Origin of the sequence: Burkholderia sp. BCC0397, from assembly GCF_902832865.1 — a bacterium.
GTDB lineage: Bacteria > Pseudomonadota > Gammaproteobacteria > Burkholderiales > Burkholderiaceae > Burkholderia.
In genome coordinates, this window is sequence record NZ_CADFDL010000011.1 from 37,849 (window position 1) to 58,870 (window position 21,022).

17 protein-coding genes are annotated in these 21,022 nt (G+C 66.6%); 13 read left to right on the forward strand and 4 right to left on the reverse strand.

Going from position 1 to position 21,022, the window contains the following annotated elements; translation table 11 throughout:
* The first annotated feature begins 5 nt into the window (after positions 1–5).
* From HWX03_RS27190 to HWX03_RS27220, 7 genes are all read left to right on the forward strand, one after another.
* On the forward strand, positions 6–695 hold the full coding sequence (locus HWX03_RS27190; protein ID WP_175873365.1) for a hypothetical protein: 690 nt from the start codon (positions 6–8) through the stop codon (positions 693–695).
* A gap of 64 nt (positions 696–759) precedes the next feature.
* On the forward strand, positions 760–1,314 hold the full coding sequence (locus HWX03_RS27195) for an NTF2 fold immunity protein (RefSeq protein WP_175873366.1): 555 nt from the start codon (positions 760–762) through the stop codon (positions 1,312–1,314).
* Between the two features lie 29 nt (positions 1,315–1,343).
* Positions 1,344–1,772 carry a hypothetical protein gene (locus tag HWX03_RS27200; RefSeq protein WP_175873367.1) on the forward strand — a complete coding sequence of 143 codons (429 nt, stop codon included), beginning with the start codon at positions 1,344–1,346 and terminating at the stop codon, positions 1,770–1,772.
* Positions 1,773–2,185: 413 nt separating this feature from the next.
* Positions 2,186–3,613: an MFS transporter gene (locus HWX03_RS27205; RefSeq protein ID WP_175873368.1), complete on the forward strand. Its 1,428-nt coding sequence runs from the start codon at positions 2,186–2,188 to the stop codon at positions 3,611–3,613.
* A gap of 394 nt (positions 3,614–4,007) precedes the next feature.
* Positions 4,008–5,306 (forward strand): hypothetical protein, encoded by a 1,299-nt coding sequence (locus HWX03_RS27210; RefSeq protein ID WP_175873369.1) that lies wholly within the window; start codon positions 4,008–4,010, stop codon positions 5,304–5,306.
* Between the two features lie 160 nt (positions 5,307–5,466).
* Positions 5,467–6,579, forward strand: coding sequence for a porin (locus tag HWX03_RS27215; protein ID WP_175824067.1), 1,113 nt, complete (start codon positions 5,467–5,469; stop codon positions 6,577–6,579).
* A gap of 88 nt (positions 6,580–6,667) precedes the next feature.
* Positions 6,668–7,720: a nucleoside hydrolase gene (locus HWX03_RS27220; RefSeq protein ID WP_175873370.1), complete on the forward strand. Its 1,053-nt coding sequence runs from the start codon at positions 6,668–6,670 to the stop codon at positions 7,718–7,720.
* Between the two features lie 29 nt (positions 7,721–7,749).
* Here HWX03_RS27220 and HWX03_RS27225 read toward each other — a convergent pair whose 3' ends face one another.
* Positions 7,750–8,658 (reverse strand): LysR family transcriptional regulator, encoded by a 909-nt coding sequence (locus HWX03_RS27225; RefSeq protein WP_175873371.1) that lies wholly within the window; start codon positions 8,656–8,658, stop codon positions 7,750–7,752.
* 94 nt (positions 8,659–8,752) lie between these two features.
* Here HWX03_RS27225 and HWX03_RS27230 point away from each other — a divergent pair, with 94 nt between their 5' ends.
* From HWX03_RS27230 to HWX03_RS27240, 3 genes are all read left to right on the forward strand, one after another.
* On the forward strand, positions 8,753–10,102 hold the full coding sequence (locus HWX03_RS27230; protein WP_175873372.1) for an NCS2 family permease: 1,350 nt from the start codon (positions 8,753–8,755) through the stop codon (positions 10,100–10,102).
* Positions 10,103–10,148: 46 nt separating this feature from the next.
* Complete coding sequence (add, locus tag HWX03_RS27235) at positions 10,149–11,249, forward strand: adenosine deaminase (RefSeq protein WP_175873373.1); 1,101 nt, start codon at positions 10,149–10,151, stop codon at positions 11,247–11,249.
* Between the two features lie 247 nt (positions 11,250–11,496).
* Positions 11,497–13,407 carry a WG repeat-containing protein gene (locus HWX03_RS27240; RefSeq protein ID WP_175873374.1) on the forward strand — a complete coding sequence of 637 codons (1,911 nt, stop codon included), beginning with the start codon at positions 11,497–11,499 and terminating at the stop codon, positions 13,405–13,407.
* A gap of 21 nt (positions 13,408–13,428) precedes the next feature.
* On the opposite strand, the gene HWX03_RS27245 is transcribed toward HWX03_RS27240, so the two are convergent.
* Together HWX03_RS27245 and HWX03_RS27250 are read right to left on the reverse strand one after the other, a co-directional pair.
* Entirely contained in the window at positions 13,429–15,660 is a 2,232-nt protein-coding gene (locus tag HWX03_RS27245) for a transglycosylase domain-containing protein (RefSeq protein ID WP_175873375.1), read from the reverse strand.
* Between the two features lie 125 nt (positions 15,661–15,785).
* Entirely contained in the window at positions 15,786–17,294 is a 1,509-nt protein-coding gene (locus tag HWX03_RS27250; protein ID WP_175873376.1) for a PLP-dependent aminotransferase family protein, read from the reverse strand.
* A gap of 123 nt (positions 17,295–17,417) precedes the next feature.
* Between HWX03_RS27250 and HWX03_RS27255 the strand changes: the two genes are divergently transcribed.
* Positions 17,418–18,056: an FMN-binding negative transcriptional regulator gene (locus HWX03_RS27255; protein WP_175873377.1), complete on the forward strand. Its 639-nt coding sequence runs from the start codon at positions 17,418–17,420 to the stop codon at positions 18,054–18,056.
* A 53-nt stretch (positions 18,057–18,109) separates the two neighbouring features.
* Here HWX03_RS27255 and HWX03_RS27260 read toward each other — a convergent pair whose 3' ends face one another.
* Positions 18,110–18,691: a thioredoxin family protein gene (locus tag HWX03_RS27260; protein WP_175873378.1), complete on the reverse strand. Its 582-nt coding sequence runs from the start codon at positions 18,689–18,691 to the stop codon at positions 18,110–18,112.
* Positions 18,692–18,923: 232 nt separating this feature from the next.
* Here HWX03_RS27260 and HWX03_RS27265 point away from each other — a divergent pair, with 232 nt between their 5' ends.
* Positions 18,924–19,664: a response regulator gene (locus HWX03_RS27265; protein ID WP_175824079.1), complete on the forward strand. Its 741-nt coding sequence runs from the start codon at positions 18,924–18,926 to the stop codon at positions 19,662–19,664.
* Entirely contained in the window at positions 19,661–20,983 is a 1,323-nt protein-coding gene (locus tag HWX03_RS27270) for an ATP-binding protein (protein ID WP_175873379.1), read from the forward strand. Before HWX03_RS27265 ends, HWX03_RS27270 begins: the two co-directional genes overlap by 4 nt.
* Positions 20,984–21,022: the final 39 nt, after the last annotated feature.

Consider the following 21,022-nt stretch of genomic DNA (forward strand, 5'->3'; position numbering starts at 1 on the left):
AGATCATGAAATATTATGCATTGGTAGAAAGAAAGGGGCGGGGGTGCCCGGTAGGTGAAATGCAAGGCGTTGTTTTGGATCGATTTGAAGAAAATATTAAGGGGATAAGCTATGGCGTAATGCCCTGGTACGCAGGGCGATCAGGGCAGGGGAGTATTTTTCCTGGTGAAATGTTCCTGATTTCGCGGGATAAATTGATTGCGTATGATATTAGGTCCAGTGGCGCCGGCCCTACGTTTCATGTTGTAAGTCAAGGATTTTTTGAGCTTCTGAAGGATTTCTCTGTTCCTATCAAAGAAACTCAACCTATAAAGATTGTCAATTCAAAGGGGCGAAATATTGCTGATAAAGAGTATCGTATAATAATTTTTGATCGGAATTTGTACGAGGATAGGGATGGTGTTGTCGGGGCGGGCTCCACGCTCGTGCCGAATGAGTATGGTGGAATTTTCCATATTGAAAATATTTCGTTTAAGGAGGGGTTGGAGAGGGATTTTTTCAAAATTAAGGATATAACTGCAGAGCAAGATCCTATTTTTTGTTCGGAGAGGTTTTTTCGCGAGGCGGTAAAGAGGGATGTTGTTGCTGGCGTCGAATTTAGTCCAGTGGATGAGGTTAATTGGGTGTCTACATCGTCAGATAATTTCTTAGATTTTTTGGCGAGCGATAGTGAGCCCCTGCTTTTTATTCACTAATTCTTGCCCTAGCGAGTCACTGGCGTGATGTCGTGTGCTTGTCCCTCATCGGCGGTTAAGCGACGTGAGCAAGAGCATTGCGCGATGCGTGTCCTTGTCCACCGCGCCGGCTCCGCCGCTGTCGGACAAAGGCGTCAAACGTGACGGCGTGCTCGACATGCGCAAGCGCTTCACGCTGATTGGAGATGAAATGACGCCCACCGAACGATTGACGGCCTTTATAGCGGATATGCTGCGCTGGGAAATTGATCTGGAAGAGAATAGACGAGCCCTGAGAGGTAAGCAGGATTCATCTTTGCATGAGCAAATGTGTGCGGATGCTAGAGAAAGGCTATGCGTGATTTTTACGGAGCATCTTAGTGCCAAGGTGCTTGCTACAAAGGCGCAAAGTCGTCTTGATCTTTTGCCTTCTGGTCGCCCACCGGAATTTGCGCAGAAAGTGCTGGGAGATACAGAAAGTCATGTGGGTAAGAAAATCTACATCGAGACTTTCAATGAAAAAGGGCTCACACAGCGCCGCCGTTATGCGCTCGTAACAGAGCAAGGCGAACCGAAAATTGACGCCGTCTACGATTGGCGTCGTAGCACGGATAAGTGGGACGAGCAGGATTCCATCTAGCGCCGACCGAAGCGCCGTACGACAAGCGAGTGGGTAAATCGTGGGTACGTCCGTTTGTGAGTGTCAATATGGTCCGCTCTTCAAGTAAAGTTAACGTGATTCGGTATCGCTCCGACGATATCCAGAAGTTCTTCTGCTACGTCTATGAGTGGATAGATAACCTCAATTTTTGCCTTCCAGCCAGTGACTTCGTTGACGATTGGCATGCATATGAGAAAAATGCAGGCGAGAAATTTTCTCGACATGGCTGGAATGGGGAGGGGCGTATCGAGCTTATGTGGCTTCCCCCTTTCGCGTTAGGCGGAATTCTGGCGAACGGGGTGGATGATTTCCTCAATGTGGTAGGCAATTCATGGACGCACGGTTTGATTATTTGGCACGTCAAGCAAGCACGAGATGGACTCTCGTTTATATTGTCACCGGTAAAATTAAATTTGCCTGATTTTGGTGTGAATTAAATCGAAATTATAATGCAAAGTATTATGTATTGCTGGAGAGGCGCGTGGTTATCCGGTCGGCTCCATGCAAGACGTCGCCTATGATGAATTTGTCGATCGTATAGAACATCTTGATTCCACTCGTCAGTAAAGCAGTGCTAAGGCGATCGAAGAACTGGTGAATGGCGACAATGTTCAATCTATCCCGGATTTGATTGGGACGCGGGGGGAGGTGGCTGATCAGGTATGCCGCCGGCCGGCTGTGTTGTGCTCGGGTCAACCACTCGTTGAACCACTCCGAAGACGTTTGACCCGCGCCCGCGCATCACCCGATTGATGTGCTCACGCACGCGCCTCGCTAAAATGCGCGAAGCCGCTCGCCAGTTCGCCTCTGCTGGCGCCAAGGACAATCAAGAATCCGGAGACTCGCCACCATGGCATCCACTCAGCCCGACCCGCTCACTGCAGCAGGCGCCGCCCTTCCTGCCGCGATCGACCCCGGCTCCATCTCGGCCCGCCTCGACCGCCTGCCGCCGACGCGCAGCGTCTGGAAGCTCGTCGTGCTGCTGAGCCTCGGCTTCTTCTTCGAGCTCTACGACCTGCTGTACAGCGGCTACGTCGCGCCAGGCCTCGTGAAAAGCGGCATCCTGTCCGCGACGACCCACGGCCTGTTCGGCACCACGGGCGTCGCGAGCTTCATCGCTGCGCTGTTCTCCGGGCTCTTCATCGGCACGATCGCGTGCGGCTTCCTCGCCGACCGCTTCGGCCGCCGCGCGATCTTCACGTGGTCGCTGCTGTGGTACACCGCCGCCAACATCGTGATGGCGTTCCAGGACACCGCAGCCGGGCTGAACTTCTGGCGCTTCGTCGTCGGTCTCGGCCTCGGCGTCGAGATGGTGACGATCGGCACGTATATCTCCGAACTCGTGCCGAAGCAGATTCGCGGCCGCGCGTTCGCGTGCGAACAGGCGGTGGGGTTCGTCGCGGTGCCGGTGGTCGCGTTCCTCGCTTACCTGCTCGTGCCGCACGCGCCGCTCGGCCTCGACGGCTGGCGCTGGGTCGTGCTGATCGGCGCGCACGGCGCGCTGTTCGTGTGGTGGATTCGCCGCGAACTGCCGGAAAGTCCGCGCTGGCTCGCGCAGCAGGGCCGGGTCGACGAAGCCGACCGCATCATGCGCGCGCTCGAGGCGAAGGTCGAAGCCGAATACGGGCGGCCGCTGCCGCCGCCCGCGCCGGCCGAACCCGTGCCGCCGCGCGGCAGCTTCCGTGACATGTGGGTGCCGCCGTATCGCCGCCGCACGATCATGATGACGATCTTCAACGTGTTCCAGACGGTTGGCTTCTACGGTTTCGCGAACTGGGTGCCGACGCTGCTGATCAAGCAGGGCATCACGATCACGTCGAGCCTGATGTATTCGAGCGTGATCGCGCTCGCGGCGCCGATCGGCCCGCTGATCGGCCTCGTGATCGCCGACCGCTTCGAGCGCAAGTCGGTGATCGTCGCGATGGCGGCGGCGATCGTCGTCTGCGGGCTGCTGTTCAGTCAGACGACGGTGGGTGCGTTCCTGATCGTGCTCGGCATCGGCCTCACGCTCGCGAGCAACATCATGTCGTACAGCTTCCACGCATACCAGGCCGAGCTGTTCCCGACGTCGATTCGCGCGCGGGCCGTCGGCTTCGTCTATTCGTGGAGCCGCTTCTCGGCGATCTTCTCGTCGTTCGTGATCGCGGCCGTGCTGCGTGGTTTCGGCACGTTCGGCGTGTTCGCGTTCATCGCGGGCGCGATGGTGATCGTGATGGCCGCGATCGGGTTGATGGGGCCGCGCACGAAGGGCATCGCGCTCGAAACCATCTCGAAGTAGTCGGCAGGTGTGCACGCGTGTCGTACGGTTCGTGCGGCATGCGTGCGATGCAGTTGAGGTTCCGGTTTCAGATCGCCGGGTCGTCAAAATGCTTCGTCATGCAAATCAATCGAGAGGGGAACTCGAACCGAATGAAACGCGCAAGCCTTCGGACGCAAGCCGAAAACATCCAACACGCAAGCCTGCCACGCAACGAACACGCAAGCGGAAACGAGTTGAAACAAAGCGTGACGAAGCGCAATTTCGCCGTGAAACCGCGGTTTTCATCGCTGCCGATTCGCGTATGGACGAGTAGAATGAAGGGCCTGACGACTCATTAGCCGCCATCGGAGCGACCGCGTTTGCATCAGCGAACGGCTCCACCGCGAAGAGGCGTCGGCGCCGGGCGCACGCGATGCGCCGGACGTGTCGATGGCTTGCGCGGAAGATGCGCCGCTCGCAACAGCACCATGCGGCGGCCGGATCGGCCGATGGCTTCGAACATATGATTCTTGCCCACCTGGCGCGGCGTTTTGCGAAGCCGCGTTGCCTCAGCCGCTCAGTTGCCGCATACGTGTGGCTCGCTGTTGCAGTGTCGATTTCCGTTCTCGCCGAACGCCCCGCCTTTGCCGCGTCCGACGCGCCGTCGTCTGCTGTGCAATCCTCATCTGTTGCGTCGCCTGCTTCGGCGGCCTCTCGCACGCATCCGGCTTCGTCTGCGCATGCGGCGTCGGGCGCATCGGCCGCAGCGCCGACATCCGCCGCGTCACAAGCGAATCACGCGGAACCCGCGAGCGCTGCATCGGGTGCGTCGGCCGCTTCCGCCGCGTCGGCCGCCGCGCCTGCATCGGCCGCATCCGGCACGGCCGCCAGCGAGGCCGAGCCGCCTCCGCCCACCCCGCCGCGCCGGCATCCGCCGCTGTCGGCCGAGGAGGCGCAGAACGCGACGGCGCGCGCGCTCGACATGCGCAAGCGTTTCACGCAGGAAGTCACGCGACGCCTGAACGTGCCGGCGAGCGAGCAGCGCGCGTACGGCGAGCGGCTCCAGAAAGCGCTCGCCGATGCGGATCTCGGCGATCTCGCCGGCGAATACGTCGCGATGGTCGACCGCGCGCCGAACGTGCAGGCGCTGTTCATCTACTTCCGCGCGACGCCGACCAATGCGTGGTTGATGATCGGCGCATCGCCGGTCGGCACCGGGTTGCCGGGCCAGTACGACCATTTCCTGACGCCGCTCGGCGTGTTCCATCACTCGCCCGACACGATGGATTTCCGCGCGGAAGGCACGACGAACGAGAACGGCATCCGCGGCTACGGCCACCGCGACATGCGCATCTACGATTTCGGCTGGGTGGACGGCGAGCGCGGCTGGGGCAAGGGCGGCGTGTCGCCGATGCGCTTCCAGATGCATGCGACCGACCCCGACCGGCTCGAAGCGCTGCTCGGCATCCGGCACTCGAAGGGCTGCGTGCGGATTCCCGCGTCGCTGAACACGTTCCTCGACCAGCACGGCCTGCTCGACGACGATTACCAGGCCCGCGTCGAGGCCGGCAAGTCGCTGTGGGTGCTGCGTCGCGATCGCGACATCACGCCGATCGCGGGCCGCTACCTGGTCGTGATCGACAGCGCCCGCAAGACGCGTCCGGCGTGGTCGCCAGCGCCGGGGCGCCATGCATGGTCGAAGCTGCCGAAGGGCGGCGACACGGCGGACTGAGCGCCGTTCGCCGAGCGCGGCAGGCATGGAGATGAGAATAAATCCGATTTATTGAGATATAAGGAAAGCAAACTTTTATTATCCGATCCGGGTTCGTATAGTCGAGTCCAGTTTCGCGGAACCCTGCCGCGCCTGGACCACCACCGACCACACGACCCGCATGAAAACTCTCTACAAGCTCGCCCCGCTCGCGATGCTCGGCGCCTTCGCGACCCATGCCGGTGCGCAAAGCAGCATCACGCTGTACGGTCTCATCTCGGCCGGTGTCGGGTTCGCGACGAACCAGGGCGGCAAGAACGCGTGGCAGGCGCTGTCCGGTACGAACCAGAACCCGCGCTGGGGGTTGAAGGGCAAGGAGGATCTCGGGCAAGGGCTGTCCGCGGTCTTCCAGCTCGAGAACGGCTTCAACGTGATGACGGGCACGGCCGCGCAGAACGGCCGCGAGTTCGGGCGCATGGCCTACGTCGGCCTGGCCGACCGCACCTACGGCTCGCTGACGTTCGGCCGTCAGTACGACGCGATCCACGACTACATCGGGCCCGTGATCATCGCGAGCAACGGCGTGAACATCGGCGACAACGACAACGGTTACAACGACATCCGCGTGCAGAACTCGGTGAAGTACGTGAGCCCCGTCTACTACGGGCTGAAGTTCACCGCGCTGTACGGCTTCAGCAATGCGACCGGTTTCGCGAACAACAGCGCGTACAGCTTCGGGCTCGGCTACGAGCGCGGTCCGTTGCGCTGGAGCGCGGTCTATGCGCAGTACAACCATCCTTACAGCGCGACGAACCAGGACGGCGCGATCGCGAACGACTATGCGTCGCCGCTGCTGATCTTCAGCAAGAGCGCGATGTCGCCGGCGGCATACGCGAGCCGGCAGCGGATCGCGGGCACGGGCGGCTTCTACACGATCGGCCGCGCGCAGTTCGCGGCGATGTTCACCGACGTGCGCTACGATTACCTCGACAATTCGCACCTGCACCTGCAGAACCTGGGCGTGAACATCGTCTACACGATGACGCCGCAGCTCTTTCTCGGCGCGGCGTATGCGTTCACGAACGGCAAGTACGACGTGATCGACAAGCGTCCGAAATGGCATCAGGTGAACCTGCAGGCCGATTACTTCCTGTCCAAACGCACCGACGTCGCACTGACGGTGATCGCGCAGCAGGCGGCCGGCGACGCGGACCATGCGCAGATCTTCGCGTATGCGCGCTCGACCGGCACGCGCCAGATGATGGCGACGCTCGGCGTCCGGCACGTGTTTTGAGCGCCCCCAAACTTGCCGCTTCGCGACAGGCCCCCCGAGGGGGCCTGGAAATTTTGGGGCGGCCTGGCGTTTTCCTGAGAGCTCGACCATGACCCATCCGATCGCATCCCGCCGCACGTTCCTGAAACTGTCCGCCGCGCTGGCCGGCACCGCGCTGCTTCCCGAAACGGGCGCATTCGCGGCCGGCGGCGACGCCGCGCGTCGCACGGTGATCATCGATACCGACCCGGGGCAGGACGACGCTATCGCGATCCTGTTCGCGCTCGGCGCACAGGACCGGCTCGACGTGCGCGCGCTGACGGCCGTGGCCGGCAACGTGCCGCTCGACCTGACCGAACGCAATGCGCGGATCATCCGCGACTGGGCCGGCCGTACGAAGGCGCTGCCGGTGTATGCGGGCTGCCCGCGCCCGCTCGTGCGCGATCTCGTGACGGCCGCGAACGTGCACGGCAAGACGGGGCTCGAAGGCGTCGAACTGCACGAGCCGCGCGCGCCGCTCGCCGCCGGTCACGCGGTGTCGTACCTCGTCGATACGCTGAGCCGCGCGGCGCCGAACAGCGTGACGCTGTGCGCGCTCGGGCCGCTCACCAACATCGCGACCGCGCTGGTCGAAGCGCCGCAGATTCGCGGCGCGCTGCGCGACATCGTGCTGATGGGCGGCGCGTTCTTCGAGCGCGGCAACATCACGCCGGCTGCCGAGTTCAACATCTACGTCGATCCGCAGGCGGCCGAAGTGGTGTTCGGCAGCGGCGTGCCGATCGTCGTGCTGCCGCGCGACGTTGCGGTGAAGGCGCCGATCACGCCGGCGCGCGTCCCGCCGTTCCGTGCGCTCGGCAACCGCTGCGGCGCGATCGTCGCGGACATCATGGCGGCCGAGCTCGCCTACAACAAGAAGCGGCGCGGTATCGACGACGCACCGATGTACGACCCGACGGCCGTCGGCTATCTCGTCGATCCGACGCTGTTCGGCGGACGCAAGGTGAACGTGGTGGTCGAGACGACCGGGCAGTGGACGCTCGGCGAGACGATCGTCGACTGGAACGGGCGCAGCGGCCGTGCGGCGAATGCGACATGGATCAACGAGGTCGACGCGGACCGCTTCTACGCGACGCTCGTCGAGCGCATCGCGAAGCTGCCCTGAACGCGGGCGTTCAGGCGCGGCGAACGGAATCAGATGTGTTTCGCAATCCACTCGCGGCACGCGCGCACGTGCGGGCCGCGATCGTCGGCGGCGAGCGAGATCAGCGAGATCGCGCGCGTGACGCGCGGTTTGTCGACGCGCAGCGCGACGAGTTCGGGATCGTGCAGATGCATCGTGTAGAGGCTCGGCAGCACGGCGGTCGCGAGGCCGTTGCGCGCGAGCGCGTAGAGCGGCTCCGTGTATTCCATCCGGTACGTGACGTTCAGGCGCAGCTTTCCGGCGCCGCCGGTGCGATGCAGCGATTCGCTGACGCTGCCGCGCACGAACACCGCGAGTTCGCGATCGACGAGCTTCGCCCACGTGACGCTCTTCGCGCGGGCCAGCGGATCGTCGTGCCGCACGACGATCACGATCTCGTCCTCGAACAGCTGCTGGTAGCGCAGCGTGCCGTCGTCGCCGTCGGGTTCGCGCACGCCGATGCCGAGATCGGCGACGCCGTCGCGCACCGCTTCGACGAGTGTGCTGTTCGGCAGGTCGGTGAGGGTAAAGCGCAGCGTCGGGTGTGTGCCGCGCAGTGTGTTGAGCGCGGGCAGCAGGCGGCCCGCGACCGACGGGATGAACGCGATGCGTACGGTCTGGATGCGTTCGCCGATGAGCCGCGTCATGTCGTCGAAGGTGCCGCGCGCCTGGTTGAGCAGGCGTTCGGCGAGCGGCAGCACGGCTTCGCCTGCAGACGTCAGCGTCAGGCGATGCGCGGTGCGCGCGAACAGGCGGCCGCCGAGCAGGAACTCGATCTGGCGGATCGACGCGGTGAGCGCGGGCTGCGTGAGCGACAGCGCCTGCGCGGCCTGCGTGAAGCTGCGTGCATGGGCAAGGACGACGAAGTGCTGGACCTGCCGCAGCGTGAGTGCGGGAAGCAGCGACGAGCGGTCGGACATCGGGCAATAACGGTCGGGATGCGGTACGCGGCAGTATAAGACCGCACTGCATGAACCGGCACAGGACAATATTCGGAATCACAGGAGAACCACCATGTCAGCGACTGACACGATGCCGGCGCATGCACCGGCCAACTGGCTCGAACGCCGCTTCGCGCTCGCCGCGCGCGGCACCAGCGTGCGCACCGAGACGATCGCGGGCGTCACGTCGTTTCTCGCGGCCGCATACCTGCTCGTCGTGATCCCGTCGCTGCTCGCGACGGGCGGCATGGAGCGCGGCGCGGCGACGACCGCGACGATCGTCGTGTTCGTGCTGTTCACCACGCTGATGGGGCTCTATGCGAACCTGCCGTTCCTCGTCGGCCCCGGTATCGGCGGCTCGGTGATCATCGGCGTGACGCTCGCGACGACCGAGCACGTCGGCTGGCAGACGGGCCTCGGCATCGCGTGCGTGTCGGGCGTGCTGTTCTTCCTGCTGACGATCCTCGGCGCGCGCGGCGTCGTGGTGCGGCTGATTCCGGTGCAGATCAAGCTCGGGCTCGGCGCGTCGATCGGGCTGTTCGTCACGATGCTCGGGCTGCGCAATGCGGGGATGGTCGTCGCGAACGCGAAGACCAACGCGTTCGCGCTCGGCGACTTCTCGCGGCCGGGCGCGCTCGTCGCGCTGATCGGCCTCGCGGTCGCGATCGTGCTGCAGGCGCGCAAGGTGCCCGGCGCGATCCTGATCGCGATCCTCGTCGCGGCCGCGGCCGGCGTGCCGCTCGGCGTCACGCACCTGCCCGCGTCGTTCATGTCGCTGCCGCACAGCATCGCGCCGATCGCGTTCAAGCTCGATATCGGCAGCGCGTTGAGCTTTGCCGCCGCGCCGTACCTGTTCGCGTTCTTCGCGGCGGAATTCTTCTCGACGCTCGGCACCGCGCTCGCGGTCGGCGCGAAGGCGAACCTGCTCGACGAACAGGGCAACCTGCCGAACATCAACCGGCCGTTTCTCGTCGATTCGCTCGCCGCGACGCTCGGGCCCGTGTTCGGCATTCCCGCGCTGACCGCGCTGATCGAATCGGCGGCCGGCGTCGAGGCCGGCGGCCGCAGCGGGCTGTCGTCGCTGGCCGCGGCCGTGCTGTTCGCCGCGATGCTGCTGTTCGTGCCGGTCGCGCTCGCGATCCCGAAGGAGGCCACGGCGCCGGCGCTGATCCTGATCGGGCTGTCGATGTTCGCGACGATCCGCCATACGCATTTCGACGACTTCACCGATGCGCTGCCCGTGATGTCGATGGTGCTGCTCACGCTGATGTCGAACAGCTTCGGCACCGGCATCGCGGGCGGGCTGCTGTGCTACGTGCTCGTCAAGCTGCTGGCCGGCCGCTGGCGCGACGTGTCATGGGGGCTCGTCGTGCTCGCGGTTCCGCTCGGCTATTACTTCTGGACCGTCGTGAAGCCGCACTGAGAGACGGCTTTCGCGACGCATCGCACCACCGCAAAAAGAGATAGACATGAAGGGAACACCAGGCAACGTCCCGGCCGCGCGCACGGGTATCGAGATCACGCCCGCTCATCGGGCTTTCTTCCACGCGCTGCCGAAGGTCGAGCTGCATTGCCACCTGCTCGGCGCGGTGCGGCACGACACGTTCGTCGCGCTCGCGGCGCGCAGCGGCGCGCCGATCGAGCGTGCGGAAATCGACGCGTTCTACGCGCGCGGCGAGAAGCCGGTCGGCGTGCTGCACGTGCTGCGCGCGCTCGACAAATATCTGCTGACGCAACCCGACGACCTGCGGCGGATCGCATACGAGTATCTGGAAGACGCGGCCGCGCACAACGTCAGGCATGCGGAATTCTTCTGGAATCCGACGGGCACGGTGCGCGTATCGGGCATCGCGTATGCGGACGCGCAGGCGGCAATCGTGACGGCGATCCGCGATGCCGCACACGATTTCGGGATCGGCGCACGCGTGATTCCGAGCATCGACCGCGAGCAGGATCCCGACGAAGCGGTCGCGATCGTCGAGTGGATGAAGGCGAATCGCGCGGACGAAGTCGCGGGGCTCGGCATCGACTATCGCGAGAACGACCGGCCGCCCGAACTGTTCTGGAAGGCGTATCGCAACGCGCGCGCGGCCGGCTTCCGCACGACCGCGCATGCGGGCGAGTTCGGGATGCCGTGGCGCAACGTCGAGACGGCGGTCGATCTGTTGCAGGTCGATCGTGTCGATCACGGCTATACGATCGTCGACAACCCCGAGCTGTGCGCACGCTATGCGGAGCGTGGCATCGTGTTTACCGTCGTGCCGACGAATTCGTACTACCTGCGCACGCTGCCGCCGGAGCAATGGGCGGAACTGCATCCGATGCGCAAGATGCCGGGGCTCGGGCTGAAGATTCATCCGAACACCGACGATCCGACGCTGCACAAGGTGAACCCTTCGGAAGCGTGGGAGCTGATGTTCAGCCATTTTGGCTTCACGGTCGCTGACCTGAAGCAGTTCATGCTGAACGGGATCGACGGCGCGTGGGTCGATGACGCGACGAAGGCGGCGTGGCGTGCGGCGTGGGCGCCTGAATACGACGCGCTGGCTGCCACGCTCGCGGCGTCCTGAGCGCGATCGCGAGCTTCGCCGGCGGCACGTCGCCCGGCAGGCGACGCTTTCGGATCAGGAGGGTAGTGCAGGTCGCTCGCGAAATCGGACAGTGGGTCCGCGCTCGTGATCGTGCGGGCGCTGTCGTCGTCGAACGATGGCGCCGGTTGGGCGCCGCACACTGCGGCAACCGCCGGCGTCACGGCATGCTCCTATAATGAGCGCCGACACGAGCACGGCAACAATAAAAACGAGGGCGACCTTTCCGATGGGCAATCGAGCATGGCTTTATCTCCAGGCCGGTGACGGCGACGACGCGCGAACTATCGGGTTCGCGGAATCCAACAACCACTTTCCGCTGCTGTGGCGCGTGCTGCTGGCCGACGGCGGTGCGGGCGACGCGATTGCCGATCAACGTGTGTTCGGCGACGCCGGCACGCCGAATCTCGCCAGCGACGCGCGGGCCGCACATGCGCGCCTGAGCCGGCTCGCATCGTTCGTCGTCGCGTATCCGCTGCCCGGCGACGATCCGGCGCTCGCGCGACAGTTCGATGCGATCGTGCGTCATCTCGGCGAAGCGATCGACGCGCTCGGCGATGCGGACGGCGCGCCACGGCTATCCGCGAACCTCGACGAACTGTCATGGCTCGACGATGGCGATCCGAACGACTACATCGACGAGGAGCGCGATGCCTGCACGCGCCTGTGGTGGCGCGTCGCGAACTGCATGGACTTCCGCGACGTGCGCGGCGTGCGCAAGGTGCTCGAGATCGACACGCCCGCCGACTGGCGCGACTGGGCGTGGGGTTTCGGGTTCGGCGGCCTGTCGCACTACTACTTCTGGCGCCAGGAGCCGCCGCGCCGCGCGACCTATGAAGCTCTGTTCGGCGGCGGCGAACTGCATGGCGACTCTCTCGGCGGCGGCACGTTCAGCTTTCGTGCGAGCAACGGGCTGTGGGGCGTGCGGCGAGAAACCGACGATGCATGGAGCGTGATCGTGCCGCCCGAATGGGCGAACCTGTGGGCCAGCGGCGCACGTAATGACCGGCTGTTGTGGGCCGCGCGCGACGGCAAGGTCGGCCTGCTGCTTGCCGATGGCGACGACGACGGTGACGGCGTGCGGATCGTGTGCGAACCTGCGTTCGACGCGGTGTGGGATTTCAGCGGCGACGTCGCCTGCGTGCGCGTGGGCGAGCGGTTCGGGCTGGTGCGCACGGACGGCACGTGGGTGCTCGAACCGACGCTCGACGATTTCGGCGAGTTCACTGGCGGAATTGCGGCCGCGAGCATGGACGGCCGTTGGGGCTTCGTCGATACGCACGGCGCGTGGGCGATTGCGCCGCGCTTCGACGATGCGCACGAATTCGTGAACCGTACCGTCGCGGCGGTAGCCGAGGGCGGGCGTTGGGGGCTGATCGGGCGCGATGGAAAATGGCGCGCGCAGCCCGAGTGGGCGTCGCTCGAATGGTCGTCGGAGCTGGGCGCTTTCGTCGCCGGGCGTGACGGTCACGTCGGCGTCGTCGATGCGAAAGGCCGGGTGATCGTCGAACCGCATTACGCGGAAGTCGCTCCACTGACCGACGACGACCGCGCGGAGATGCTCGACGAGCTCGGCGCGATCCGCCATATCGTGCGGCGCGACGACGGCCGTTGCGCGATCGTCGACGGGGAGGGCCGTGTGCTCACGCCGTTCGACTTCGTCAACATGGGCGCGCTGTCGTGGCTGCCCGACGACGAGATGGTGCCGGGCGAGCTGTTCACGCGTTACGCGATCGGCGTCCTGCCGGGCGAGCCGGCGCAACTGGCGATCTGCGATCTCGAGACGGGCGCGACGATCGCGCAGGGGCGCTACGACGACGTGGCGGGCCTGTTCTGGGGCGCCGATCACGGCTGGCTCGCCTGCGTGCAGGACGACGACGGCCACGACGTGCGCGCGACGGTATTGCGCGCGGACGGCACCGTGCTGCATCCGGCGCGTTACACGCGGATCGGCGACGATGCGCTGTTCGACGACGATCGCGACGACGATGCACGGCATGCGACGTTGATGCCGTGGTTCGTTCGCCGTGTCGAGATCGCGCGGCGCTGGAGCATGGACGAACCGGTCGCCGCATTGCGCGACGACGGCGTGCCCGTGTGGCTGTACGCGGACGGGCACGCGACGACGACGCTTCGGTAGCCCGGCGCGCCGCCGGCACGATCAACGGAAGATTCGCAACCAGTCGAACAGGCCCGAATGCTGCGGCGCGCGCCGCTTCGGCGCCGGCGCGCTGCGCGGCCGGAAGTCCGGCGAGAACTGCACGTGCGGATCGATCGCCCGCGCGCGCAGCGCCGCATCATAGAACGAGCCGACGATCGGCAGCGCGCTGTGCGCGCCCGCGCCCCAGTAGTCGCTGCGCAGCGTCACGCTGCCGTCGTCGAAGCCGACCCACGCGCCGGCCACCAGTTGCGGATGCATCAGGATGAACCAGCCGTCCGTGTTGTCCTGCGTCGTGCCGGTCTTGCCCGCGACGTCGATGCGAATCCCGTAGCGCGAGCGGATGTCCGCGCCGGTCCCGTAATCGACGACGCCGCGCATCGCGTCGACGAGCGTCTGCGCCGCGGCCACCGGCAACGCGCGTTCCGGCGGCGCGCTGCCGAACGCGGCGAGCACCTTGCCGTCGCGATCCTCGATGCGCGTGATCATCTGCGGCGCGACGTACACGCCGCGGTTCGCGATCGTGCCGTACGCGGATACCATCTCTTTCAGCGTGACGGGGCTCGTGCCGAGCGCGAGCGACGGCACCGCGTCGAGCGGGCTGTCGCGCACGCCCATCGCGCGGGCGAGCTGCGCGACCTTCGCGGCGCCTTCGTGCTGCATGACTTGCGCGGTGATGCGGTTGCGCGACAGCGCCAGCCCGTCGCGCAGCGTCATCGGCTCGCCGGTCGGCGGCTCGGCATCGGTCGGATGCCACACGGCGCGGCCGTCGATCGGGATCGCGACGGGGCGGTCCACGAAAGTATCGCCCGGCCGCATCCCGTCCGCGAACGCGGCGCCATAGACGAACGGCTTGAAGGTCGAACCCGGCTGGCGCCGCGCCTGCGCGACGTGATCGAACGGCGCGCTGCCGAAATCGGGGCTGCCGACCCACGCGCGGATCGCGCCGTTGCGCGGATCGATCGCGACGAAGCCGGCCTGCACCTGCGTCTTGCGCTCGCACAGCGCCCGCATGAATTCGCGATTCGCGCCGAGCTGCTTCAGCGCAACCACGTCGGCGAGCCCCGTGTCACGGACCTGGCGATACTCGGGCGTCTGCCGAATGAAGCCGCGGAACAGGTCGTTGCGCAGCCCGCAGCCGGACGGTCCGCGCCATGCGCCGTCGGCGATCGCCTGTAGCTGTTCGGTCTGCCGCGTCAGCGCCTGCGTGGCCATGTCCTGCAGCCGCGCATCGAGCGTCGTGCGCACGACGAGGCCGTCCGAGTAGAGATCGTAGTTGTTGCGGTCGGCCCACGCGATCAGCCACTTGCGCAGCTGTACCGCGAAATGCGGCGCGAGGCCCGGCTGCGCCGTCTGCGGTTCGAAGTCGACGCGCAGCGGCTGGCGGTGCAGTTTCGCGAGCTGCTGCGGCGACAGCATGCCCATCTGCGCCATCCGGCCGAGCACGATGTTGCGCCGCTGGACCGCGCGTTCCGGATTCAGCACCGGGTTGTAGTAGCTGTTGCCCTTCAGCATCCCGACGAGCGTCGCGCTTTCCACGATGTCGAGCTGGTCGGCCGACTTGCCGAAGTAGGTGCGCGCGGCCATTTCGACGCCGTATGCGTTGTACAGGAACGGCACGGTATTCAGGTAGGTTTCGAGAATCTCGTCCTTGCTGTACACCGATTCGATCTTGAACGCGGTGATCAGCTCCTTCAGCTTGCGCGTGAGCGTCGGCGCGCGGCCGACTTCGTCGGGATACAGGTTGCGTGCGAGCTGCTGCGTGATCGTCGAGCCGCCCTGGCGGCCGCCCGAGAACGTATGCAGCCCGGCCGCGAGCGTGCGGCGCCAGTCGATGCCGTGATGTGCGTAGAAGCGGTGGTCCTCGGTCGCGATCAGCGCGTCGACCATGTGCGGCGAGATCTGCTTGAGCGGCACCCATTCGCGGTTCACGGGCCGGAATTCGGCGATCAGCTGGCCGTCGGCCGACAGCACGCGCGCGGGGCGGTCGATGCGCGCCTTGCGGATGTCGCCGATGCTCGGCGTGAACGGAACGAACGCGAGCAGGACCAGCAGGCCCAGCACGGGAATCGCGGCGAGCGTCAGCGCCACGCCGCGCCGGGTCGGATGGCGCAGGCGATGCAGCGCGCCGGCACCCAGTGCGCGGACGCGCGTGCGGCACGCGGCGGCGAGCGGCGCGACACGGGCGCGGCAACGGAGCCACGCGTCTCGGAGAAACGGCACAAAGCGATTCAAGGCGGCAGGGGCGCGGATGGAAAGACGCGCGATCCTAGCAAACGGAACCCGCGCGGCGGCCGCCGAAACGGCCGTTTGCTTGCAGGATTTACAGACGATTACGTTTGTTGCCCGCCGCCAACCTTTTACCGCGTGCGGGGCCGCGATTCCGCAGACGAAACGACGTCCGCGAGCCGTTGCGCGGCCGCTTCCATCTGCGCGCGGCCGAACCCGCCGAAACCGAGCACGAGCCCGGGGTGCGCCGTGCCGGGCGCGAACATCGGCGACACCGCACGCACCGCGACACCGGCCCGGGCGGCGCGCGCGACCACGTCGAGATCGTCGATGCCTGCCGCGAGCCACAGCACGACATGCATCCCCTGGTCGCCCGGCTGCACCCACGCGCGTTCGCGCGGCAGCCGCGCGCCGAGCGTGTCGATCAGCAGCGCGCGCTGTTCCGCATAGACGCCGCGCACGCGGCGGATGTGGCGATCGAGATGCCCTTCGGCGATGAACGCGGCGAGCACGTGCTGGTCGGCGGTCGGCGCGTGGCGATCCATCAGCACGCGCGCGCCGCAGAACGCGGGCACGAGATCGTCGGGGGCGATCACGTAGCCGAGCCGCAGCGACGGAAACAGGATCTTGCTGAAGGTGCCGAGATAGATCACGCGATCGGGCGCGAGGCCTTGCAGCGATGGGAACGGATAGCCTTCGTAGCGCAATTCGCTGTCGTAGTCGTCTTCGACGACCCATGCGCGGTGCGTGCGCGCCCACGCGAGCAGCGCATTGCGCCGCGCCATGCTCAGCGGCATGCCGAGCGGGTACTGGTGCGACGGCGTGACGAACGCGGCGCGCGCATCGGGTGCGAGACGGACGCCGGCGTCGACGTCGAGGCCGTCGGCGTCGACCGGCACGCGCACCATCGCGTCGCGCCGCCCGGTGCTTTCGAGCAGCGCGGTGATGCCGCGATAGGCCGGATTCTCGACCCACGCGCGGTCGTTTGCGCCGAGCAGCACCTGGCTCGCGAGATGCAGCCCCTGCTGCGTGCCGCTCGTGATCACGACCTGGCCGGCATCGCAGCGCACCGAGCGCGACCGGCGCACGTAGTCGGCGATCGCTTCGCGCAGCGGCAGCGCGCCTTGCGGATCGGCATAGCCGGACGGCGCGCCGGCGCCGCGGGCGCGCAGGCGGTTGCCGAGCCGGCGCCAGATGTCGTCGGGCGCGGTGAGGCCGACCGGCACCGAGATCGCGAACGGCATGGCCGGCAGCGGACTGAATTCGCGGGCGATCCGCGCGAAGGTGGCGGCCGGCTCGGGCAGGCCGTCGCGTACCGGGCGCTGACGTCGGGCAGGCGGCTCGGGTTCGGTGCCGGGTGTCGGCTCCGCGAGTGCGTTCGCGACCCGCGTGCCTGCGCCGCCGCGCGATTCGAGAAAGCCTTCGGCGATGAGCTGCGCATACGCATCGACGACGGTGCCGCGCGCCACCTGCAGCGACGCCGCCAGCAGCCGCGTGGACGGCAGCGTGTCGCCGGGCCGGACGTCGCCGCGGCGCACCGCGTCGCGCAGCGCCTGCGCGAGCTGGCGGCTCAGGTCGCCGGCCGCGCGGTCGAGCGCGCCGAGCGACGGGATTTCGACGATCCGGGCCGTTCTTGCCATGATTCTGGTCTGCTGAAATTGTTTCAAACCGGCTCTACAGCATAAACCAGTTTGGGATCACAATCGACGCATGACGGGCCTGCGCCCGCGCCATTTCCCATTCCGCACGACCGTGGAGCCGACATGTACGTCCCCGCCGATTTCAACGAGCCCAACCCCGACGCGCTGCGCGAGCTGATCGTGCAGCATCCGTTCGGTAGCCTGATCACGCACGGCAAGAGCGGGCTCGACGCGAACCACATTCCGTTCGAGCTGATGCCCGACGACGGCGGGCTCGGCGAACTGCACGCGCACGTCGCGCGGGCGAATCCGGTCTGGCAGGACGTTGCGGACGGCGATGAGGTGCTCGTGATCTTCCGCGCCGGCGACGCGTACATCTCGCCGAACTGGTATCCGAGCAAGCACGTCGCGCACCGGCAGGTGCCGACGTGGAACTACCGGGTCGTGCATGCGCACGGCCGCATCACGGTGCGCGACGACGAGAAGTTCGTGCGCGGTGTCGTCGCACGGCTGACGCGCACGCACGAGGCGTCGCAGCCGGTGCCGTGGAAGATGGGCGATGCGCCGCCGGACTATCTCGACACGATGCTGCAAGCGATCGTCGGGCTGCAGATCGAGATCACGCGGCTCGTCGGCAAGCGCAAGCTCGGGCAGAACAAGGCCGAGGCCGATATTCGCGGCGCGGGCGAAGCGCTGGTCGCGGACGGCCATCTCGCGATCGGGGAGGCGATGCTGGCGGAGGCCGACGCGAAGCGCGAGTGAGCGCATGAGGACCGCGGCGCGAGGGCGAGTATCGCGCCCGCGCGCCGCGCCGGTCACTGCGTACGCGTCGAACCCTTCATCCCGTCCCCCGCCTGCGCCAGCGCCCCCCGAATCGCCGCCTCCGTCTTGTCATACCCGCCTTCGCCATAACGCGTATAGACGATCTTGCCGTTCGCATCGATCAGGTACAGCGCGGGCCAGTACTGGTTGCCGTACGCGCGCCACGTGTCGTAGCGGTTGTCCTGCGCGACCGGATAGCGGATGTCGAAGCGCCTGATCGCATCGGCGACGTTCTTCGCATCGCGTTCGAACGGATATTCCGGCGTATGCACGCCGACCACGACGAGCCCCTGGTCGCGATACTTCCGATACCAGTCGTTCACGTACGGGATGGTATGAATGCAGTTGATGCACGAGTACGTCCAGAAGTCGACGAGGACGACCTTGCCGCGCAACTGGTCGAGCGTCAGCGGCGCGCTGTTGTGCCAGCGGTCGATGCCGGTGAAACCGGGCGCCGCCGTGCCGGCCGCCGACGCCTGCATGCCCGCGTCGTCGTGGGTGCCCGCGAAGGCGGCGAGCCCGGCCGTGGCGGCGAGGGCGATGACGAGGGCGGCGGTCTTGAATCGGGGCAGCATGGCGTTCTCCTGATCTTTGGGGCCGCGGCGCGAGGGCGGCGGCCCGACGGGTTTCGACAGGCCCCATTAGGCGGCGCCGACGTATCTGCGATGTGTCCGGCCAGCCGCGCGTGTGCAATGTTGTGTGTCGTCGCGGCGGCGCGATACATTGGGATACAAACGCGTGCCCGCCGTGCGGTATAAAAGCGGACATCGCCCGCCCGAACCCCGACACCGATACCGACAACGACTCATGGACAAGATCGACCACGTGCTGATCGTCGACGACGATCGCGCGATCCGCGAACTGATCGCGGACTACCTGGAGAAGAACGGCATGCGCGTGTCGCTGGCCGCGAACGGCCGCGAGATGCGCAACGCGCTGGACGACGGCGCGCCCGACCTGATCGTGCTCGACCTGATGCTGCCCGGCGAGGACGGCCTGACGCTGTGCCGCGACCTGCGCGCCGGCAAGTTCCGCACGGTACCGGTGCTGATGCTGACCGCGCGCGGCGAAGAAACCGACCGCATCATCGGCCTCGAGATGGGCGCCGACGACTACCTGGCCAAGCCGTTCGCGGTGCGCGAGCTGCTGGCGCGGATCCGCTCGGTGCTGCGCCGCGCGCGCATGCTGCCGCCCGGCATGCAGGTGACGGAAACGGCCGCGTTGCTCGCGTTCGGCGAGTGGCAGCTCGATACGACCGGGCGCCACCTGCTCGACGCCGAAGGCACGCTGGTCGCGCTGAGCGGCGCCGAATACCGGCTGCTGCGCGTGTTCCTCGACAACCCGCAGCGCGTGCTGACGCGCGACCAGTTGCTCAACCTCACGCAAGGGCGGCAGTCCGACCCGTTCGACCGCTCGATCGACCTGCTCGTGAGCCGGCTGCGCCAGCGGCTGCGCGACGGCGCGCGCGAACCGCGCTACATCAAGACGCTGCGCAACGAGGGCTACGTGTTCTCGTCGGCCGTGACCGCCGTCGACGGTACGCCATGAGCGCGCGCATGCCGTGGCGCTGGCCGCGTTCGCTGTTTGCGCGGCTCGCGCTGATCCTGTGCGTGGGCCTTGCGCTGGCGCAGACGCTGTCGTTCTGGCTCACCGTGACCGAGCGCGATCAGGCGACCACGAACCTGATGATGGGCTACATCGAGCGCGAGGTCGCCAGCTCGGTCGCGCTGCTCGACCATCTGCCGCCGGCCGAGCGGGCCGCGTGGCTGCCGCGTCTCGCGCGGCGCAGCTATGCGTTCATCCTCGGGCCCGGCCAAACCGGCACGCCGCCGGAAGCGCGGCTGTCGGCGCGCGTCGAGCGCTCGATCTCGGACGGTATCGGCGGCGACTACCCGCTGACCGCGAATTCGATCCCCGGCGACCGCGAACATCTGCAGGTGCATCTGCGGCTGACCGACGGGTCGCCGCTGACGATCGACATTCATCCGATGTCGACGGTGCCGCTGTCAGGCTGGCTGCCGGCCGTGCTCGTGGTGCAGCTCGCGGTGCTGGCCGCGTGCTGTTGGCTCGCGGTGCGACTCGCGACGCGGCCGCTCAAGCAGCTCGCGCAGGCCGCCGACGCGCTCGGCCCCGACCTGAAGGGCGAGCGGCTGAACGAAGGTGGGCCTTCGGAAGTCGCGCGCGCCGCGCGGGCCTTCAACGCGATGCAGGACCGCATCGCGCAGTACATGGCCGAGCGCATGCAGATCCTCGCGTCGATCTCGCACGATCTGCAGACGCCGATCACGCGGATGCGGCTGCGCGTCGACGTGATGGACGACGACACGCAGGGCGCGAAGCTGCGCCAGGACCTGCTCGAGATGGAGCATCTGGTGAAGGAGGGCGTCGCGTACGCGCGGACGCTGCACGGCACCGAGGAAGCCGCGCGCCGCATCGATGTCGATGCGCTGCTCGACAGCATCGTGTGCGACTACACGGATGCGGGGCAGGACGTGGCGCTGCACAGCCGCGCGCCGCTCGCGCTCGTCACGCGGCCGAAGGCGCTGCGCCGCATCGTCGGCAACCTGGTCGACAACGCGCTGAAGTTCGCGGGCGCGGCCGAGATCGACGTGCAGGCGGCGCCGGACGGCGGCGCGGTGATCGCGGTGCTCGACCGCGGGCCCGGCATTCCGGACGATCAGCTCGACGCGGTGTTCGAGCCGTTCCGGCGCGTGGAGACGTCGCGCAATCGCGAGACGGGCGGCACGGGGCTGGGCCTCGCGATCGCACGGCAACTCGCGCTTGCGATGGGCGGCACGCTCACGCTGAACAACCGGCCCGACGGCGGCGGGCTCGAAGCGAGGCTGACGCTGAGGAACGCGGGATGATGCGACGCGGCGCGCGAGCGTCGCGGTGCCAGGCGCGTG

Coding starts and splice junctions, on each gene's coding strand:
- HWX03_RS27190 (WP_175873365.1), top strand. CDS start 6: ATGAAATATTATGCATTGGTAGAAAGAAAGGGGCGGGGGTGCCCGGTA.
- HWX03_RS27265 (WP_175824079.1), top strand. CDS start 18,924: ATGGACAAGATCGACCACGTGCTGATCGTCGACGACGATCGCGCGATC.
- HWX03_RS27230 (WP_175873372.1), top strand. CDS start 8,753: ATGTCAGCGACTGACACGATGCCGGCGCATGCACCGGCCAACTGGCTC.
- add (WP_175873373.1), top strand. CDS start 10,149: ATGAAGGGAACACCAGGCAACGTCCCGGCCGCGCGCACGGGTATCGAG.
- HWX03_RS27220 (WP_175873370.1), top strand. CDS start 6,668: ATGACCCATCCGATCGCATCCCGCCGCACGTTCCTGAAACTGTCCGCC.
- HWX03_RS27225 (WP_175873371.1), bottom strand. CDS start 8,658: ATGTCCGACCGCTCGTCGCTGCTTCCCGCACTCACGCTGCGGCAGGTC.
- HWX03_RS27250 (WP_175873376.1), bottom strand. CDS start 17,294: ATGGCAAGAACGGCCCGGATCGTCGAAATCCCGTCGCTCGGCGCGCTC.
- HWX03_RS27270 (WP_175873379.1), top strand. CDS start 19,661: ATGAGCGCGCGCATGCCGTGGCGCTGGCCGCGTTCGCTGTTTGCGCGG.
- HWX03_RS27215 (WP_175824067.1), top strand. CDS start 5,467: ATGAAAACTCTCTACAAGCTCGCCCCGCTCGCGATGCTCGGCGCCTTC.
- HWX03_RS27260 (WP_175873378.1), bottom strand. CDS start 18,691: ATGCTGCCCCGATTCAAGACCGCCGCCCTCGTCATCGCCCTCGCCGCC.
- HWX03_RS27255 (WP_175873377.1), top strand. CDS start 17,418: ATGTACGTCCCCGCCGATTTCAACGAGCCCAACCCCGACGCGCTGCGC.
- HWX03_RS27210 (WP_175873369.1), top strand. CDS start 4,008: ATGCGCCGGACGTGTCGATGGCTTGCGCGGAAGATGCGCCGCTCGCAA.
- HWX03_RS27205 (WP_175873368.1), top strand. CDS start 2,186: ATGGCATCCACTCAGCCCGACCCGCTCACTGCAGCAGGCGCCGCCCTT.
- HWX03_RS27240 (WP_175873374.1), top strand. CDS start 11,497: ATGGGCAATCGAGCATGGCTTTATCTCCAGGCCGGTGACGGCGACGAC.